We start from the raw sequence: 18,707 nt of genomic DNA, 5'->3' as shown, positions 1-18,707 counted from the left end.
CTGTCCCATACCCTCGTTAAGCCAAGATGCGCGAGCAAATCAAGGCCCTGTCACGGGAGACGCTGATCTACGGCGCGACGACGGTCGTTGGCCGGTTCTTGAATTTCCTGCTCGTCCCGTTCTATGTCAGCGTGCTCGATCCGAAGATGTATGGTGTTTCTGCCTCGATGTATACGTACATCAGCTTTGCTGGTATCTTTTACACGATGGGGCTTGAAGCCGCTTACTTCCGCTATGCTTCGCGTGGCGATGGCGAACAGCGAAGCGCGGAAGAAGAGAAGCGCCTCTTCAGCGGCCCGTTTCTCTTCGTCCTGATTTTTGGCGGTATGCTAAGTGCCTTGATTATCTTCATCGCACCGTGGATCGTCCAGCCGGTCTTCCACGATCCGAAAGTCAATATCACGCAGTGGATTCCGGCGTTCACCCAAATCCTGCGTTGGAGCGCACTGATCGTTCTGCTCGATAGCCTGAACGTAATCCCGTTTGCCGCGTTGCGCATCGACCGCCGCGCCAAATGGTTCGGCGCGATCCGTCTCACCGGAATTGTGATCACGCTAGTGCTCAACATCGTTCTGATTGTCGTTCTGCACAAGGGCGTCGTCGCGATTTTCTTCGCGAATCTTATCGCTTCCGCCGCCATGCTCGTGATGCTAGCGCCGACAATTGCGAGGCGCTTCGAGTTCTCGATCTCGCGCCCCGTGATGAAGAAGCTGATGCCCTTCGGGCTCACGAATGTTCCGGCCTATCTCAGCGCGATGATGGTGCAGGTGATCGATCGACCAATCGTGCAGGCGTATTTGGGACTGGCTATGCTCGGTGTGTATCAGGCGAACTACCGGATGGGGATTGTGATGATGGTCTTCGTGAGCTTATTCGAATACGCTTGGCGGCCATTCTTCCTGCGCGAGTCGCGAACGAATGATGAGCGCGCGCGACTGCTCTTCTCGCGCGTATTCACCTACTTCATGCTGATCGCTTGTCTTGCGTTTCTTGCGCTCTCGTTGTTCTTGCCGGAAGTGCTCACGGTACGGATACCTCTCTTCCATCACGCGATTTTCCAGAACAAAGATTATCTGTTAGGACTCGATATTATTCCGGTCGTGCTCGCGGCGTATATCTTCCAGGGAATGTATACGAATTTCATCGCCGGCATTTATATCAAGGAGCACAATAAAGTCCTGCCGTTCATCACGGGGCTCGGCGCGGCGGTGAATATCATCGCAAACATCTTGCTCATTCCAAGCATCGGTATTATGGGCGCCGCTTTGGCGACGCTCTTCGCCTACGTGGCGATGGCCGCCGCGATTTACTGGCAGGTACAAAAAGTGTATTACGTGAAGTATGATTGGCGACGCGTGGGGCTGGTAGGGGCGCTAACGCTGGCTGGGTTCGGCTTAACGAAAGCAATCAGGCTGATCGGACCGATCGGACCGATGATTCTCGATCAACTCGCTATCTTTCTGCTCGTCGTTGGTGCGCTGTTTCTCTTCGGATTTTTCTCGAAGGGAGAAATTCAGGCGCTGCGACAGATGCTCCGTTTCTCGGGTCCTACCGTGCCCGTGAATGTTCCGCCTGAGCCCCTCGAAGCCGCCGCACGACGTCGCGAAGGCGGTTAGGCCAATTAGTCATTGCGAGGAGTGCGAAGCACGACGAAGCAATCTCATCCAGGAAGTCGAGGACTTCGTACGCGGGATTGCTACGTCGGCCTTTGGCCTCCTCACAATGACGTATTCTATCGCTTATATGCCTTAATGGATCCGGTGGTTTCAATCACCACCGGATAGCCCTCGACCGTTGCCGGCAATTTATTGCGCAGACTATCGGTAAGGGAATCGACCAAAATCATCACAGCGGGCTTGCCCGCTTTTTGCGTTTCGCCGGTACCGGTCACACCTTCGATTCTCATCCAGGCATCCGTATGTGCTGCAAGTACATCCGTGATCGATCGCCGATGCATATTAAGAGAATCGTCTAATGCTGCACTATTCTGCTCTGTGGGACGAGGAGTGCATGCCACAAGCATCGCGATAAAAAAGAAGAAGGGTTTAGGGTGTAGCATAATGACTATACCCTAAACCCTACTGATTTATTCCCCCCTCCTTTTCAAGGGGGGCAGAGCAAGTTATTCCTCTGGATTAGAATCCGGAAGTCACGAAGCCAAGACCGAAGTCCTGCGCGATGTGGTCCATCCGGTTTGCGAACGAACTGGTGCTCGATCCGGCAAAGTTCAGTCCGACGGGATTACCGTTAGCATCGACCATCATCGAGCCCGAGTCTCCGGCCTGAATGAACTGGCCACTTACGTAAATCTGATCGACAAACTTGGCCTTGAAATGCGTATACGAAACGGTGATCGTCACGTTGATGCCGGCGATGGAACCCGTGGTATAGCCAGTCGTACGGCCTACTTTCTTGACCGAAAGTCCCGCACTCGGCGAGACGACGGTCGTCGTCGGCGTGTACCAGTTATCCGGTGACATTTGCGGATTCCATCCGCCGGAAAGGCCCGGATTGCACTCGGCGAGCGCGGCATCGTAGTAATTGTTGTGACGGCTGTCGATGTAATTCCATGCATAGAGCTTTCCGATCGCGCCGGAAGTACCGCAACTCACATCATAGCGTCCGGGCTGATCCATCTGGTCAGCGCTGGTTGCCGAATTCTCGTTGGCAAAGACGTGATTGCAGCTTAGCATGAACTTGGGCGTGCCATCGCTAAAACTACTCGGTGCATAGCTGTAGCCGTAAACGTTCAGCACGTCTTTGCTCGAACCGCTCGCCTCGTAGGTACCGGAATAGCTACCAGAGCTTGTCAGCCGACTCGTCGTAACGAGCGCGCCGATCGAGCCTGATGCGCACTCATCGTTATCGCCAACACTCACGCCGGCCGGGCATGGCGTGCGATACGTACCAGTATACCCAGAAAATGCTGAGACGGTCCCGATCATTTCGACGCGCGTCTTCACGCCACCTACAAATGCCGGAATACCCGCGACACCGGGATGTTCGGTGAATACAAGAATCGCCGCCTGGCCTGGATTGGTCAGATCGAGACCGGTGCCGGTCCCAATCACGCCGGGAATAGCCATCAGGTCGGGCGTGTGCTGATCCTGCACCGCGAGGGCCGCCTGAATGAATGCCGGCTGATTGGACCAGTCGGCGTGATAACTCGCCGCCGGCGCAATCACGTTCGGTATCGGTGTTTGATTGGCGCTCGTGGGCGCCGGAGACTGATTACAACTCGCCAGAATAATCGGCGAGACACAGAGTAAAACGATGGCAATGTGTTTCATATCAATCGAATGGAAAAAGTGGACTGTTTGGCAAACTAACCAGACTGGTGACGGTGTCTGAAGTTCAATGACGAACCGCAATTGCTGAAAATAGTTTCATGCCCGGCAAGCTGAATAAGAAGTAATCCGCCCTCCCTTAAACTTTCCTGTCTGGATGTGCTCGAACCATAGCGACGGGCAACCAGCGGTATCCAAACGCAAGGCCTGCAGCATCACAATTTTACATCCATATTCTTAGATTGCCATGAATAATACCTTCGATCACACCTGGAAGAAGCTCCTGTTTACGATGGCGGGGGCGCTCGCGATCGGGCTGGCCAGTTGCGCACAACCAAGCGCGCCTACGACCAACAATGCAGAAGCTGCGCAGCCGGCATCGGTGCAGGCCGCGAACTCCGAGACTGCTGCCGATATGACCGCAGCAGCCGTCGGCACCGAGTCCGGAGGGGCCGGAATGGTCTTTCTCGATGCCCTCACACTCGCTGAGGGCGGAAGAATCGACGGAGCCATCATCAAGGGTCAAGTGCCGCTAAGCGATAGCACTCTTCACACCGTGACCGTCACGCGCACTCGCTCGAACGGAAAGGTCAGCTACTCGGGCACATGGACGCACACCTGGGCATACCTCGATGTGAACGGCGATACGATGCCGCGATTCATCAAGGGACAGACCGACAAGATCGTCATTACCTCATACGGACAGCACAGCTTGACAAACCCGCGAATTTCGACAGACGACTCCTCGCGCGGTAGTTGGACAATTTCGGGACTCGTGGCGCACCCAGACTCCGCGACACTCAATGGCTCGCTAACACGGTTTGGCGATCGCACCCGGCTCAAGAACGGCTCAACCATGTCGCATCTGTTCACTGTCGACTTCACCAATGATGTTCTTGTCAAGGGACTTGACCGTGACAACGACGACACCGTCGCATATTTGCTCGGTAATGCATCGAGCGATTTCAAAGTCACGAACTTCAATGGCAGGAGCTTTGAACGTCAGACCGCAATCGTCTTCCATGGGGACGGCACCGCCACGCTGACGATCACGCGGACCAGCGCCAATGGCACCGTCGATACCATTACGATCGATGTGCGCAAAGGAATCTGGCTTCGAGATGATCACATTGGCTAAGGACCAGGCAAAACTGATAAGCGATGGGGCCGAACGCGGATGAGCGATCATCCACGTTCGGCCCCTTTTAAACTCTCTCTCGCGGTGTTGTTAGTACTTTCCTACTAATACTTCGATCACTCCGGTACCAGGCCCTGAGAAATTCCCGAGCGCCTTACCAAGCGCCTGACCGATCTGCAATTTGCTCAGGTCAGCTTTCATCGCATGACCTGGCGTTGACGATGTTACCAGCAGGTCCCCCGCTGAAATCGGGCCGTTCTCCAATGTCACTTTCGTCGGTATGACACCGATCACGCCCAACGGCACTTTGGCAGAGTGGTCGCCATCCATCATCACATTCGTGAGAATCACGCCGGGCTTTGTAGCATAGACGCCCGCGACGAGGCGCGAGTATGCCTTTGATGATTTTTCGACTTCGCGCGTGCCGGTCTGCGATATCACAAGAACATCGCCCGGCGAGTAGCTCGAGCGATCGCCCGGCACATCGAATTCCTCCGCCACGTCAGCACCGCCGGTTTGCGTACCGCCGTTGAAGAAGCCCTTGCCGGTCCGGTCGATACGCGCGACATGGGTGCCGGCAGATTCGAAAATCGCACAGTTGTTTGCTCCAACTGTCGAGGTTGTCGAACCCATCATGTTGGCAATGAATGCATTGCATGCAGTGCCCGTGGAGTTGGCTTCGGCAAGGACTCCTGTGCCACCCTGCCAGCCAAGTCCATGCACACCATTGCCGGTACCGTCTCCTTCGCCGTAAATGGCGTCACCATTTCCATTCGTGACTCCTTCGATGGCAATGCCTCCCGTCTCCGTTCGGCCATACACGCCGATACCGTTGGCCAAGCAGTGTCCATAAACACCGATGCCACTGCCGTTACTGCCATCGTTGACGCCATAGACACCAGCAGCAACCAGGGACGGAGTAGAGGAAGTCAGTTCGCCCTGAATACCAGATGCAGCTCCGGTCGAGGCGGTCTGCCCGAGAATCGCCGGACTTGTGCTACTCGTTGAACTCGCAACTGCTTTGATGGCACTGCCTGTCCCTGGAGTATTGACTTCAACCGCGTTTGCCGTTGAGGCGGAGTTGGTGATCTCGAACAGTCCGGCACGCGCCGTTACTGCACCGGCACCGGCCGTGCCGTAGATTCCCACACCAGTACTCGCAACTGCTCCCTCAACGCCATAACCCGAGTTGGTCAAACCCGCCACCCCTCGCGCGGTCGAAGAGGCCCCGAAGACACCGGTGTTTGTCATAATGCCGACACCGCTCCCATCCGAAGTAATGCCCATCACACCAACGCCGGTCGCGCTCGATGTGCTGCCATTCACTCCAGCCGTTGCCGCCGCGGATGCCGCGCCGCTGATCGCCATACCGGACCCCGAATTAGTGAGCGCAAACAATGTCGAGTTCGATGAAAGTGAGTTCGAGTAAGGCAACGACAACGCGCCGGGCGTGACCCACGTCGCACCGCCAGTTCCGTTCGCCGTAAGCACTTGACCGTTCGTGGCCGAGCCCGAACCGACAACAGCATTGGTCACTGCACCCGCCGCGATCTTGGCCGTAGTTACAGCACCGGATTGAATCTTGGCAGATGAAACAGCACCATCCGCAAGGCTGATCGTCGCAGTCGGACCCGTGGGTCCGATAACGTTGATCGTCCCGTCGATATTCTGAACTCCGAGAATTCCTGTTCCGCCACTGCCGGAGGAACTGATGGTAATCGTCTGGCCGGTATTGGTAATCGTTGTCCCTCCTGCTCCGGCAAGTGTTACCACACCCGATAGGCTATTGAGGGAGCGCACAACTCCGCCGGCTCCCGGATCCAACGTGAGCGCCATGCCGGCTGTCCGAGCGGAATCGGCAACGCGGCTGCTCCATGCCGTTGCGGCAGCGCCAAGCTTTGCACGCGGTGTCAGTTCGGCGCCGGCATCGATCGAAATGCCGAGAAAATAGTCGGCGGCGGGACGGACGGTCCCGCTCACATCACCCGCATCGAACATTGGTAGCGGGTTCGCGTGGTCTGAGCCGAGCAGGACGTTGAAAAGTCCGTTGGTGAACGTGACGCTCTGTGTCTCGGTGTGTAATGCAGTACCGCCAGTTGCGGTGGAGTAAATGGACAGCACAATGGTGTGCGGTCCTGTCAAAGGCGCGCCACTGTTGGTCACTGTCCCCTGATAGGAGATTACTTGCTGCGCGGTAGATGTAGAAGCAATGAGCGCCGGAAGCAAGACGCCTCCCAGGGCTCGCAATAACAGGAATGCAAGCTGTTTGTATATGTTCATGGCAAACTAAATTAGATTAAGACAAAACTGGCAAGCACAAATATAAGAAGACTTGTACTCAAATGCAAGCCCCAACTTGGACTCGCCCGCGTAACAATTATTGGGCCAAACGGGAGCTGCATCGGGAATTTCTTCATCAGCAATATGGTCATAACTTGCGGAGTAACCGATGGACAAATACCAAGAGAAGCTAAGCGAAGCAAAGTATCACCTCATGCAGATGGAGCAACGAAGGGAAGACAGAGATGCCTTCCACTATGAGTTGCGCGCATTTCTGTTCTCTTCACGCTCAATCCTACAATATGCCGAAGCAGAAACGAAGGGCGGAAAGGGACAAACTTGGTTTCAAAAACAGATGAAGGACAGGCATCTTCAATACGCTAGAGACCTGCGAGACGAGGACACCCACGAGCAACCACTCACGACCTTACGGAATCACCGGATGACGGTATCAGCCGGCATGTATGTAGTGAAAGGATCTGACACTGCAATGTACGTTACGCGAGGAGACGGGAGTATTGAGCAGAGTGTGTACTGCAGCTGCTGCGACCGAGAAATGGAGCACAAGATCGAGAGAGTGGGTGAAGTGTACGTGGCGAGATGCTTAGGTTTTGAATGCTCTGGCTCGCAAACCTTTACGGCTTCGAATGTTGCTGAGCTACAGAATGCCATTGAGACTTACACGACAGAAAAAGAGCGACTGAAACTTGTTTTTGACATTGATTTTCGAGGCAACACCCCGATCGAAGTAACGCCCGTGCAGAGCTTCGAGGATGTCTTTCGGTCTGTTTGGAAGCAAAAGCCCGTCGGAGAGTTTTGTCAGGAGCTTCACCAGAAGCTCGAAGCCTTCGTTAACGAAGGGCGACAACTCGGACACTTAGGTTGACAGTTGGTCTTTGGAGGACGATTGCCTTCAAAGAAGTGAACCAACCATGCCCTGAACTGATTTGGACGTGACGAACTAACCCTTTGGACATCAGTCACTCCTTCAGACCCGGGCTGAAGGTGACTACGGCGCATGCTAGCTGACTGCTCGTTAGACGCTTCCACACTTTATCCATAACCGCATGGGACCAATTGCAATAGTCGAATCGCGCTGGTGGAGCACAGGTAACCACAGCGTCCGCAACCTGTTTGAATCCGTGGCGGCCATCCACTATGGGAACCCATCAGCATTTTTCTACGACATGTTCGCAGACAAAACCTCGCTCAACACTGTCCTGCACACGAGAGCACAGGACAAGACTACGGAAATTATTTATCTCGCAAGTCACGGCGACGAGAACAATATCGGCCCGACGGCCAACAACTCGGTCAGCCGTGCAGAGTTTCGCAATCTCATCAAAGATGCTAACTCCGGAGCACAACTCAACGGGTTGTTCCTTGGCACATGCCTCACCGGGAACGTAGCCACCGCCAAGTTCTTGCTAAATAACTCTGGCACGAATCTAGTTTGGGTCGCAGGCTATCGAGAAAGTGTCGACTGGCTTGATGGGAGCGCCATTGACATGGTCTTCATGAGCAAGCTTGCCGAACTATACGTCAAGAACGAAAAGAAGAGAAGGGGGAAGATGTCGTGTCGCAATATGGCGCATGAGGCGGCTAGCCAACTCGTCAACCTTATTTCTGGTGCTCACAGCAAATATGGATTCAACATCTACTTTCAAGACAAGGACAAGTTTACGAGCATGTTCTCCTAAGAATGTCGATCCGATCAACTAGTGCAGACGAGCGAACCTTCAAAGGTTCGTCCCGAAGCATCTTTGCCAAAAAGAAATGGCCGAACTATCCGATCCTCTTCCATCAGAAGCAGTCATAGAAGTCACATTAGCGTGCTTCGACTACCACGCGGCCATGCTGGCCGATCACTCATTCTTTCATTTTCTTATTGATACCGTTTTACGAAGTGACTTTGTTACCTTCACCGCCCGGCGCGCCCTGGATGGTGTGGAGTATGACAAGAACATGACGCCAAGCGAGCTTGCTACATCTCAACCCGGTCACAGAACACTGTTTCTGAGGAAGAACAGCCAAGCTTTGTTAGAGATGTTTCTTGGCCGACAGATTGACAACTTCCAAAAATATCTCGTCGATCTCATTCGGGAAATTCTACGTAGTACTCCTTCAATCTTACGCACGCGAAAGGAGACGCTTACAGTCGATGACTTGCTGCAATTTAGTAGCATCGATGAATTGGTTCAAGCTATCGTTGAGCGAAAAGTATCATCCTTGTCGTACGAAGGCTTCGGGAGCGTTCGCGATTGGTGCAATGAGAGGGGCATTCCGATTGAAGTTGAACCAGAAGACCTTGCCGCTATTGTCGAGTTAATAGCCTGCCGTAACATTGTTGCTCATAACCGTTGTATCGTTGATGAGCGGTATTTGGAAGCGGTACCGGCGTCTCAATTCAGAATAGGTGAGAAGCGAAGTCTGACCGTCGACGACATTGCTTCAGCTGCCTCATTGCTCGGCACTGTTGTGCAAAAGTCGGATGCTGCGGCGGTTGCGAAATTTGGGTTGTCGACGCAACCTCTTGTGACGAATGCCGAGTCAACACAGTAGTCCGCGCTGGCAACGAAGTCACACCTTTTTCACAATTCCGAAGCGATGGCTGCTCTTCGGCACGGGCAGGGTACGCCGGATGTTCTCGTGCCGCATTCTAAAGATTTTTGAATTTTCGGGAACACGGGTTTCGAAGTTTTCAAGAAAATGGTGCCATTATGAATATTAGACTCAAATATTCAAATGGACCGAGTTTTTCTTTCCCGGTGAATGAGTTTTATGAAAAACAAACTCAATTCTTCAAGTCATAAGTAGCAATAAGAAAGAATTTGATGTCAGAAGCTTTTATTCTCTCCGCTTGCCGGACACCGTTTGGAAAATATGGGGGTGCGCTGAAGGATGTCCGTCCGGACGATATGGCCGCTTTGGTGATGAAGGAGGCCGTCCGGCGCGCCGGAATCGATGCCGCGGAGATCGATGACGTGATGTTCGGCTGCGCGAATCAGGCCGGCGAGGATAACCGGAACGTCGCCCGCATGGGCGCGTTGCTCGCGGGTTTTCCGGAGCGGGTGCCGGCCGTGACGCTCAACCGTTTGTGTGGATCCTCGATGGACGCGGTGATTCAGGCCGCGCGGGCAATCCGCGCCGGCGAAGCGGATATCATCGTGGCCGGTGGCGTCGAGAGCATGACGCGCGCGCCGTACTCGCTGCCGAAAAATGTCACGGGCGGTGCAGTCTTTGGCAACATCCCTGCATACGATACGGCGCTTGGCTGGCGCTATCCGAATCAGAAGATGGAGGCGATGTTCCCGCTCGAATCCATGGGCGAGACCGCCGAGAATGTTGCAGAGCAGTGGAAAGTCTCGCGTGAAGATCAGGATGCATTTGCCTTTGAATCGCATCAACGGGCAGTAGCGGCGCAGGAGCGCGGCGACTATGCCGAGGAGTTGGTGCCCGTCGAAGTTGTGACGCGAAAAAGCTCGACCCTCGTTACACAAGACGAGCAGCCGCGTGCCGATACCACAATCGAAAAGCTCGCGACACTCAAGCCCGCCTTCCGCAAAGGCGGATCGGTCACGGCTGGGAATTCGAGCAGCCTGAATGATGGCGCGAGCGCCGTCGTCGTCGTCAGTGAAGCGGTCATTAAGCGACTCGGCATCGAGCCGCTCGGGCGTTATGTGTCGAGTGGCGTCGAGGGTCTTTCGCCGCGCTGCATGGGGCTGGGTCCGATTTACGCGACACGGAAGGCACTCACGAGAGCGAAGTTGGATGTGAAAGACATCGATCTCTTCGAGCTGAACGAGGCATTCGCCGCGCAGAGCTTGCCGGTGATTCGCGATTTGGGTCTTGACGCGGCAAAGGTGAACCCGAACGGCGGCGCGATCGCGATCGGGCATCCACTTGGTGCAAGCGGTGGCCGGTTGGTCGGCACGTTGCTGTATGAGATGCGCCGCAAGAAGCTCCGTCGTGGCGTGGCGACGATGTGCATCGGTGTGGGACAAGGCATCGCGGCCGTTTTCGAGCGAGATTAGTTATGTGGATTCGCCTCAAGAACATTCAGGTCTACGGTTATCACGGCGCGCACGCGCACGAGCGCGAGCATGGCGGGCGTTTCGAGATCGATGTGGAGTTGCGAGCCGATCTGGAGCAAGCGGCGAAAAGTGATGATCTGGCCGATACGGTCGATTATGTGAAGCTACAGCGAACGGTCGAGGAGCTCAGTTCGACGAAACATCGCTTGATTGAATCGCTTGCGGATGTGATCGCAAGGCGATTGCTTTCGGATTTTCCCGCCGAGGAGGTAATCGTTCGAGTTCGCAAACCTGGTGCGGCGATTGGCGGTGTGCTCGATAGTGTTGAGGTAGAATGCCACCGCCTGAAGAAGGATGAAGGCTGAGGGATGAGGGATGAAGGAATCGAACTCGCACGGGTCTTCATTGGTCTTGGTTCGAACATCGAGCCGAGATCAGAGCATATTGAGTCGGCGGTCGCACTGCTAAGAAGTGCGGGCGAGGTTGCGAAGATCAGTCCGGTATATGAGACGGAGCCTATCGGTGAACATTTGCAGCCGATGTACCTGAATGCCGTTGTGGAATTGTTGACGCAGGAAGGTCCGCTCGAGTTGCTTGCGAAGCTGAAGAGTTTCGAGCACAAGATCGGTCGCAAAGATCGCCCGCGATGGCACGAACGCGAGATCGACTTCGATATTTTGTTCTATGAAGATCTGATTTTGAACAGTGCGGATCTCATGATTCCACATCCGGAGATTTCGCATCGCGCGTTCGTTCTTGCGCCGCTCGCCGATTTGGATGTTAATTTTGTGCATCCTGTGTTGCATAGAACGATTTGGGAATTACTGAAGGACGTTGACTGCTCCGGTATTCACAAGACAGACATCGCACTCGCCTAAGGAATGACTGAGGAAAACGCACCGCGGTATATCGCGGTCGAAGGGGCCATTGGAGCCGGCAAGACCACGCTTGCCAAGGCGATTGCCGCGCGCATCGATGCACAGCCGGTGCTCGAGCGATTCGAGGAGAACCCGTTTTTATCAAACTTCTACGAAGACCCGAAACGGCTCGCGTTTCAAACGCAAATCTTCTTCTTGCTCTCGCGCTACCGGCAGCAGCGCGAACTACTTCAGCCCGACTTATTCGTCGAGCGGTGGACGAGCGACTACATTTTTGCAAAGGACCGGATCTTTGCTTCGATCAATCTTTCGGATGATGAGCTAAAGCTTTATGAGGAGATCGAGCAGACGCTGAATCGCGAAATCCCATTGCCGGATGTTGTCATCTATTTGCAGGCCGGCGTTCCGTCGCTACTTGAGAATATTCAGAAGCGTGGCCGGGATTTCGAAAAACAAATCTCACGCGAGTATCTGCACAGTGTCGTGGAGGCCTACAACCACTTCTTCTATCACTATCGGGCAACGCGACTTATCGTCGTCGATTCGAACCGCATGGATTTTGCCCACAATCCCGAGCACGTCGATCTTGTGATTGATGCGATCTACCGCGATCCACATCCACCGGTGGAATATATTTCGGTCGTTGACGAGAAGTTCTTTTCGTTGTGAGGATTACTTCGCAATCACGATCGGGCACGTAATACTGGACTCACCACCAACGACCCGAAGAAAACATTGTCCGTTCGCGATGTCATGGACATCGATCGAGATCGGCGACCGATCAAATTGGATCTGTCTGATCGTTCGGCCGAGCGCATCGAGCAACTGAAGTCGAGAATGCGCGTCGACCAAGTTTGATGGCAGCGATACGGAGATCAAGTCACTCGCGGGATTAGGATAAACCGAGATCGATGCGGGCAATGGCTTTGGCGAGCCGACCGAGCTGGAGTTACGAAGGCAAATTCTGTAAATAGCCGGAATACCGAGATCGCTGGAAAGATAGATGTCGCCTGCAGAATCCTGCACTAAGCCACACGGCCGGCCCCAGAATTTGTAGTTGATCGAATCGGTGAGGAAGCCGGTCAGGAAATCGGATGTACTATCGAGGCGTCCTGCATCATCGAATGTAAGCTGAATAACTTTGTATCCTACCGCAATAGACCTGCCGCCGGGTGAGGAGCCGTGAATCGCGACGAGCGCAGTTTGTGGTGGAGGTTTGATGTAGATGCGGGGATCGCGGTAAAACATGATCGCCATTGGAGTGCAATGTGCGACCAGTTGGAGGTCGCCGACTGTCATCGAGGCAACCCTTGCGCTATCGGAGGCTGTGATCGGAAGCATCGCGGTATACTCAGGACGCGCCTGAAAATTATCCCACTGTCCTGTCCCATACGCAAACGGCCAGCCATAGAATCCACTGGGTGTGACAGAGGTGATAATTTCCGGTGGTGTGCTGTCCGAGAGCCCATCGCGATCGGCATTCGCGCACCAAAGTTTACTATTGACGGGATTGATCGCCAAGCCGAGTGGATTCCGCAAACCTGAGGCGTAAATGCTCTTGCCAGAACCATCCAGATTGAATCGGAGAATCGCTGCTCGCTCGGTGTCAGATTCTCGGCAAGCGTTGCATGAAGCGCCGACGCCAAGATACACGCAACGCGAGAGAGTATCGAATAGAACTGTGCGAGTAAAGTGATTGTACACGCCCGTAGCTCCGATACCGGAGATAAATGGATCCTCGGTTTCGTAAAAACCATCGTGGTCCGTATCACGAAATTTTCTCACCCCGTCGGGGATAGCGACGTACAACGCGTTGTCGTGGAAAGCCAGGCTATGCGCGGAGTCCACGACCATCGAGGCCAACCGCGCTGTGTCGGCCACGCCATCACGGTTGGTATCCTCGATGGCGTAAATGCGACCGGGCGTGAGATCGGCAATGTAGATTGTATTATTTGGACCCATCGCCATGAAGCGTGGGCGAACGAATGGGCTGCCTGCGTAGAATACCTGAATTTGATATTCAGCGGGAAGCATGATAGTCCTGCTCGAATCGTAGAGTGGAAGGAAACGAGGTGGGACTATCAGCTTTTGCTTCACGAATTGGGCGGAGGCCTGAGTTGCCGCGAGAATTAATACGAGCGCAAGGAGTCGCTTCATTTGAATTGGAACGCGGTCCAACTGAATTTCATTGGCGCGTTCTGGTGTTCGGTGCTTCGTGGCGCGGCTTATTGAATTTCTCTTCTTCGCATACCTCTTCTACATGGTGGTCAAGCGGATTGCCGCGCCGTTTCGTCGCGGCTATGACGAACGCGAACGGGAGCGATCGCAAGAACGGTGGTTCCACCGCCAAAAAAAGGAAACTCCAAAGATAGATCGCTCCGGCATGAAGGATGCCGAGTTTAAGGACCTGTAAATCGTAACGCGCGCGATGCGTAACGCGCAGCCTGCTGGCGTTCCCATGCGATACGCGCTGCCAACTACGCGTCACACTTAGAACGGCTTCGCTTCGAGCGGCGAGGCCTGATTCCACATTGAGTCTGGAGTCGTATTGATCTTGCCGCCGGCAATTGGTTTTCCCATGCCGTCGGAATTCGCAGGAGTCACTTCGTGGATATTGGTTACGCCTTGACCGCCACCGACCATTTCACTATGGCGATCGGTCATCTTGTCGGCGCATGAAGCAAGCGGCAGCAGCAGGAGGCAGAAAATAGCGAGTAGTGTCTTATTCATTGACATTCCAAAAAATTACGACCTGCAAAGTTACGTCATAAGACGCCACTCTGCTTGCGAAAGGTTTCAATCACCTTTGAATACGAAAAATCTCGATGGCTTCAAGAATGAGCGGAAGCTCCCGTGCCGAGGCGTATTTTTCCACCTTCTCAAACGGGACCCAACGGAATGAATCGTGTTCGTCGTCGGGCTCTGAAGTCTTGGCGATCGGCTTCATGAGGAAGAGGACGAGCGTCTTCATCACGCTTCGGCCATCGCGAGCAGTGCGGTACTCAGTCTCGGTTTCCAGCCGTTTGATGATCCGGCACTTCCATCCGGATTCCTCGAGGACTTCCCGCAACGCGGCCTTCTCGATCGGTTCGTCCGGCTCGACCAACCCCTTCGGCATGGACCATTGAGTCCACCGGGCGCTGGTCGGATGGCAAAAAAGAATCTCGCCATTCCGGTTTATTACGACGCCACCTGCCGAAATCACGCGCGGAAGCATATTCTTTCTATGGGGCACTTAATTTGAATGATTCAGCATTAATAATTAATCCAGAATTCGGGAAGCTTTCCATAGGATTTCTTGTATCATTATGTGAACTCTCTCTCGACGAAAACAATCGAAGGGATCAATCTAACATGAACATTCGCGCATTAGTCATCGCAGGATTGGTATTTTTGGGGACGAGCTTTACCGTTCGTGCTCAGAATTATCAAATCGTGAGAAGCGTAATCGCGGCGGGTGCGACCCCGATGTCGAATGGCACGTACGCAGTAGATGGTACGATCGGCCAGGCGGTTATCGGGATTGCGCAGTCAGGCGTCTTCACAAACTATCAGGGGTTCTGGTATACATTCCGGCCCACTGGTGGCGTGAAGATCAACTATGACGCAAACGCCGAGGGTTTCGCGCTCGAGCAGAACTATCCGAATCCATTCAACCCGTCAACGACGATTAAATTCTCCGTTCCGGAGCGCACGAAGGTAACAATTCGTGTCATGAACCTCCTGGGCGAAGAAGTGCACTCGGCGTTAGTGGATGAAGTCAAGGATCCGGGTACATACTCGATCGAATTCAGCGACGCGGACAATCTACCCTCAGGGACATACATTTACCGCATGGATGCCGGTACCTTTACCGCCTCCAAGCGCATGGTGCTCCTGAAATGATTACCGAGGTTATTTCGAAGAGAGAAGGATGAATTCATCCTTTACAAGCCCCTCAATTCGAGGGGCTTTTTATTTGTCGCATCCAGGCGCTTGCCTCGCGGGGATGCCGAAACCGAACGACCGGCGTACCGCAGAGGCTCAATCGCATTGGAATCTGGCGCCGCCGTTTCCAATACGTCTGGAAGACCCACACGACGATACTCTCTCGGGAAAACGTCTTCCGGAGCGTTTCGCGATTGCCGTTCCACAATTCCTCGTGGATGAACACCCGCCGCACGGTCCGGCGCAACACGCGCGAAAGCACAATGCGGAATGGATAGTCAAGCCAGACGATCAGATCGGCACGATCGAAGTGTCCGGCCTGATTGTCGTAGTACCCATCGCAGACCCATCGCTCGCTAGCGAGTCGTGCCTGGGCCCGCTCGCGAAACACGTCCCACGGCACGGCCGTCCAGTTCGGATCGTGGTACAATGCGTCGAGCTCGATGTGCTCGCAGCCTATTCGGGCGGCAAGCGCCCGCGCAAAGGTCGTCTTTCCGCTGGCTGACGAGCCAATCACACAGACTTTTTGGAGCGTATCATAATCGTCCATTCGAGCGAGCATAATTCATCATTGAGCATTCATAATTCCCAGAGCTGAAATATTTCGTAAATTGCCGGTACTTCTATGACCACGCTTGCTGAAATATTCCTTGTTCTCATTCTGGTTTTTCTGAATGGCTTCTTCGTAATGGCGGAGTATTCCGCGGTGAAGCTGCGCACATCTCAGCTCGAGGATCTGCTTGCGCTGGGCGATAGACGCGCCCACGCTGCGAAACATGTGCGCGATCATATCGACAGCTTTCTTTCGGCGACACAAGTCGGTATTACACTCGCGAGCCTCGCCCTCGGCTGGATTGGCGAGCCGCTTATGTCACTACTGATTGAACCATTCTTCGCGCTCTTTAATATTTCTCCTGGGGTGCTCCACTCCGTCAGCTTTGGCCTTGGTTTCCTTATACTGACCTCGATCCACATCGTCTTCGGCGAGCAGATCGCGAAGGTGCTGGCAATCAATTATGAGGTGGAAGTGGCGCTCGTGGCAGCGCGGCCACTGGTAATATACTATCGGATCTTCTTCCCTCTGATTTGGGGACTCAACAAAATGGTCGATGCCGTTCTCAACTTATTTGGTTTGCCAAAAGCTTCCGAAGAAGGCGGACACACGCGCGAAGAGTTGCGGAATGTTTTCCTCGAATCGGCCCGGCGTGGAGTTGTGGAACGCGAAGAATCAACGATCATGGAATCGCTCTTCGAGTTTGGCGAGAAAACCGTGCGAGAGATCATGGTCCATCGTTCGGAAGTTGTCGCCATCGATCTCGACATGGAGCCGCGCCAGATTTTGCGAGTGATCGAGGATGAAGGCTATTCGCGTTTGCCAGTCTTTCGCGATTCCTTCGACCACATCGTTGGCGTGTTGCACGTCAAGGACCTGTTCCCGGTCATCGGACAGCTTGAACGGCTGAGCGTGCCAAGCCACGAAGCCGATAAGGACTTTCGCGCGCTTCTGGAACGGTCCATCCGACCGGCTCTATTCGTAAGTGAAACGCAACCGATTTCACAACTTCTGCTCGAGTTTCAAAAGCGTCGCGTCCACATGGGTGTTGTCGCCAGCGAACACGGTGGCGTCGAGGGAATTGTCACACTCGAAGATATTCTGGAAGAACTCGTCGGCGAAATTCGGGACGAGTCCGACACCAGTGAAGCACCCGATGTAATCGAGAAAGATGGTGCGATCTATATCGATCCCACAATGACCGTCGCGGAATTCAACCAGCAATTCGATTCCCGGCTCCCGACGCTCGAAGAGAGTGGCGATTACCAGACCATTTCCGGTTACGTACAGAAGCATGCCGGTCGCATCCCCGCGATCGGTGATGCGATCACGGTGAACGGATTGCGTTTCACCGTGACCCGCAAAGTGCGGCACAAGCTCGAACAAATCAAGATCGAGCAGCTTCCTGTGCCTTCGATCGACGCTTCTCCTACTATCTCGTAATCACCAGCTTTTGCGTGGCGTTCATTCCATTGGCCATGAGGTGAATAAAGTACGTGCCGGGCTCAAGCGTCTTCGGATCGATCGGTATGATGTTCTGGCCAGCCTGCGCCCAGCCATCCACCACCATTCGCACGTTCCGCCCGAGATAATCCATGAGCGCTACCTCGACCGGGCCAGCGTCCTTCATTGAATAGGACAACTGCGTTTCCGTGTTCGACGCAGGATTGATGGATAGGCGGAGCGTCAGCGGATCATCCAATACCGCGCCTTGGTTCACCGCAGAATTGGCGCTGGCCACGGAATAGCTCACGCCCTGTGGTCGCAACGCTGAATCGGCGGAGATGCTGGCACTATATGCGCCCTTCGTGATCCAACTGAAATTGTAGGTCGTGTCCGTTTGGGTAAACGTGAACCCACCGAAACTCGCGGATGTGGACATGATGTCCTTCTCCCGCAGACGGAGGGTTTGACTGCTGACTCCTCCGGCAATAAGGGTACCGTATCCATCGACGCGAGCGTGGCTGGATTGCGTTATCGTTGCACCGGGTGGAAGCATAGGACTCACGACCGATGAAGAAGATTGCCACGTCGTGCCGTAGGTCAGTGGAAAGGCAAACTGTTGCAGCGGAGGCTGATATGCCAGAACCTTGGATTGATTTCCGAGACTATCCTGACTTGCGCCAAGGATCCAAAGACCCGTCGCATCGAGCTTGAGAAAGTCCCAGGTGATCGTCCCATCGGAAGCAACGAGCTTGATGACATTCGTCGCGGAAGTGAAGTCAGGATCGTTGGCCAGGGCAGCACCGCTGGGGTATGGTAGCAAGTCGGTCCCGGCGGTTTCGCTTTGCGTGTATGCTCGTCCGCCGAAATCCCAGGTCGCGGCCACTCCGCTCAGATTTTCGAGCGCGCGTACGCCGGTCGTATCCGTAGAGCTGAAGTCGGTCCCTCCCCGTGTCCCGAGCGAGAGAAAGTCGGCTTCGGAAATGGTGATTTGTGCCCTCACCGCCGATGAAAGCGATGCAAGGATGAGAATTGTGATGATTCTTTTCATGATCGTAAGAGAAATTGACTGTGAGAAATGACGTACCGTCGCTGCAAAGTTACTCAATTTCCGGGATTGAAGTTTGGAGGCACTTGGCACGTAGAATGGACTCTCGTTTCATCATT

At 54.2% G+C, this 18,707-nt stretch carries 20 protein-coding genes; 12 read left to right on the top strand and 8 right to left on the bottom strand.

The window, feature by feature from the left end; genetic code table 11:
* Positions 1–26 precede the first annotated feature (26 nt).
* Positions 27–1,616, top strand: a complete 1,590-nt coding sequence (locus tag Q8902_06560) for an oligosaccharide flippase family protein (protein ID MDP4199213.1) — start codon at positions 27–29, stop codon at positions 1,614–1,616.
* 116 nt (positions 1,617–1,732) lie between these two features.
* Here Q8902_06560 and Q8902_06555 read toward each other — a convergent pair whose 3' ends face one another.
* Both Q8902_06555 and Q8902_06550 read right to left on the bottom strand, forming a co-directional pair.
* Positions 1,733–2,059: a hypothetical protein gene (locus tag Q8902_06555; protein MDP4199212.1), complete on the bottom strand. Its 327-nt coding sequence runs from the start codon at positions 2,057–2,059 to the stop codon at positions 1,733–1,735.
* A 76-nt stretch (positions 2,060–2,135) separates the two neighbouring features.
* The gene (locus tag Q8902_06550) at positions 2,136–3,290 is read right to left on the bottom strand and encodes a hypothetical protein (GenBank protein ID MDP4199211.1); all 1,155 of its coding nucleotides are present in this window, start codon (positions 3,288–3,290) and stop codon (positions 2,136–2,138) included.
* A gap of 244 nt (positions 3,291–3,534) precedes the next feature.
* Between Q8902_06550 and Q8902_06545 the strand changes: the two genes are divergently transcribed.
* Positions 3,535–4,425: a hypothetical protein gene (locus tag Q8902_06545; protein ID MDP4199210.1), complete on the top strand. Its 891-nt coding sequence runs from the start codon at positions 3,535–3,537 to the stop codon at positions 4,423–4,425.
* A 90-nt stretch (positions 4,426–4,515) separates the two neighbouring features.
* Here the strand turns inward: Q8902_06545 and Q8902_06540 are convergent, their stop codons facing one another.
* On the bottom strand, positions 4,516–6,705 hold the full coding sequence (locus tag Q8902_06540) for a hypothetical protein (GenBank protein MDP4199209.1): 2,190 nt from the start codon (positions 6,703–6,705) through the stop codon (positions 4,516–4,518).
* A 169-nt stretch (positions 6,706–6,874) separates the two neighbouring features.
* Between Q8902_06540 and Q8902_06535 the strand changes: the two genes are divergently transcribed.
* The 7 genes from Q8902_06535 (at position 6,875) to Q8902_06505 (ending at position 12,286) form a co-directional block, all read left to right on the top strand.
* Positions 6,875–7,591, top strand: a complete 717-nt coding sequence (locus tag Q8902_06535; protein MDP4199208.1) for a hypothetical protein — start codon at positions 6,875–6,877, stop codon at positions 7,589–7,591.
* A gap of 181 nt (positions 7,592–7,772) precedes the next feature.
* Positions 7,773–8,405 carry a hypothetical protein gene (locus tag Q8902_06530; protein MDP4199207.1) on the top strand — a complete coding sequence of 211 codons (633 nt, stop codon included), beginning with the start codon at positions 7,773–7,775 and terminating at the stop codon, positions 8,403–8,405.
* Positions 8,406–8,559: 154 nt separating this feature from the next.
* Positions 8,560–9,267, top strand: coding sequence for a hypothetical protein (locus tag Q8902_06525; GenBank protein MDP4199206.1), 708 nt, complete (start codon positions 8,560–8,562; stop codon positions 9,265–9,267).
* 272 nt (positions 9,268–9,539) lie between these two features.
* Positions 9,540–10,739: a thiolase family protein gene (locus tag Q8902_06520; GenBank protein MDP4199205.1), complete on the top strand. Its 1,200-nt coding sequence runs from the start codon at positions 9,540–9,542 to the stop codon at positions 10,737–10,739.
* Positions 10,740–10,741: 2 nt separating this feature from the next.
* On the top strand, positions 10,742–11,104 hold the full coding sequence (gene folB, locus Q8902_06515) for a dihydroneopterin aldolase (protein ID MDP4199204.1): 363 nt from the start codon (positions 10,742–10,744) through the stop codon (positions 11,102–11,104).
* Between the two features lie 3 nt (positions 11,105–11,107).
* The gene (folK, locus tag Q8902_06510; protein MDP4199203.1) at positions 11,108–11,617 is read left to right on the top strand and encodes a 2-amino-4-hydroxy-6-hydroxymethyldihydropteridine diphosphokinase; all 510 of its coding nucleotides are present in this window, start codon (positions 11,108–11,110) and stop codon (positions 11,615–11,617) included.
* A gap of 3 nt (positions 11,618–11,620) precedes the next feature.
* Positions 11,621–12,286 carry a deoxynucleoside kinase gene (locus Q8902_06505; GenBank protein MDP4199202.1) on the top strand — a complete coding sequence of 222 codons (666 nt, stop codon included), beginning with the start codon at positions 11,621–11,623 and terminating at the stop codon, positions 12,284–12,286.
* 3 nt (positions 12,287–12,289) lie between these two features.
* Here the strand turns inward: Q8902_06505 and Q8902_06500 are convergent, their stop codons facing one another.
* Positions 12,290–13,774, bottom strand: coding sequence for a T9SS type A sorting domain-containing protein (locus Q8902_06500; protein ID MDP4199201.1), 1,485 nt, complete (start codon positions 13,772–13,774; stop codon positions 12,290–12,292).
* Positions 13,775–13,832: 58 nt separating this feature from the next.
* Between Q8902_06500 and Q8902_06495 the strand changes: the two genes are divergently transcribed.
* Positions 13,833–14,030 (top strand): hypothetical protein, encoded by a 198-nt coding sequence (locus Q8902_06495; GenBank protein MDP4199200.1) that lies wholly within the window; start codon positions 13,833–13,835, stop codon positions 14,028–14,030.
* A gap of 77 nt (positions 14,031–14,107) precedes the next feature.
* Here Q8902_06495 and Q8902_06490 read toward each other — a convergent pair whose 3' ends face one another.
* The gene (locus Q8902_06490) at positions 14,108–14,347 is read right to left on the bottom strand and encodes a hypothetical protein (protein ID MDP4199199.1); all 240 of its coding nucleotides are present in this window, start codon (positions 14,345–14,347) and stop codon (positions 14,108–14,110) included.
* 70 nt (positions 14,348–14,417) lie between these two features.
* A complete protein-coding gene (locus tag Q8902_06485) occupies positions 14,418–14,852 on the bottom strand; it encodes an NUDIX domain-containing protein (protein MDP4199198.1) in 435 nt (144 codons plus the stop codon).
* Between the two features lie 119 nt (positions 14,853–14,971).
* Here Q8902_06485 and Q8902_06480 point away from each other — a divergent pair, with 119 nt between their 5' ends.
* Positions 14,972–15,502: a T9SS type A sorting domain-containing protein gene (locus Q8902_06480; GenBank protein MDP4199197.1), complete on the top strand. Its 531-nt coding sequence runs from the start codon at positions 14,972–14,974 to the stop codon at positions 15,500–15,502.
* Between the two features lie 52 nt (positions 15,503–15,554).
* Here Q8902_06480 and Q8902_06475 read toward each other — a convergent pair whose 3' ends face one another.
* Positions 15,555–16,106 (bottom strand): adenylate kinase, encoded by a 552-nt coding sequence (locus Q8902_06475; protein ID MDP4199196.1) that lies wholly within the window; start codon positions 16,104–16,106, stop codon positions 15,555–15,557.
* 63 nt (positions 16,107–16,169) lie between these two features.
* Between Q8902_06475 and Q8902_06470 the strand changes: the two genes are divergently transcribed.
* The gene (locus Q8902_06470) at positions 16,170–17,540 is read left to right on the top strand and encodes a hemolysin family protein (GenBank protein ID MDP4199195.1); all 1,371 of its coding nucleotides are present in this window, start codon (positions 16,170–16,172) and stop codon (positions 17,538–17,540) included.
* On the opposite strand, the gene Q8902_06465 is transcribed toward Q8902_06470, so the two are convergent.
* Complete coding sequence (locus Q8902_06465) at positions 17,530–18,591, bottom strand: T9SS type A sorting domain-containing protein (protein MDP4199194.1); 1,062 nt, start codon at positions 18,589–18,591, stop codon at positions 17,530–17,532. The genes Q8902_06470 and Q8902_06465 overlap by 11 nt on opposite strands.
* Positions 18,592–18,707 lie beyond the last annotated feature (116 nt).

This window comes from Bacteroidota bacterium (assembly GCA_030706745.1).
In the GTDB taxonomy this organism is placed as follows: Bacteria; Bacteroidota; Ignavibacteria; order Palsa-1295; family Palsa-1295; genus PALSA-1295.
This window is presented reverse-complemented; position numbering and strand designations above follow the sequence as displayed.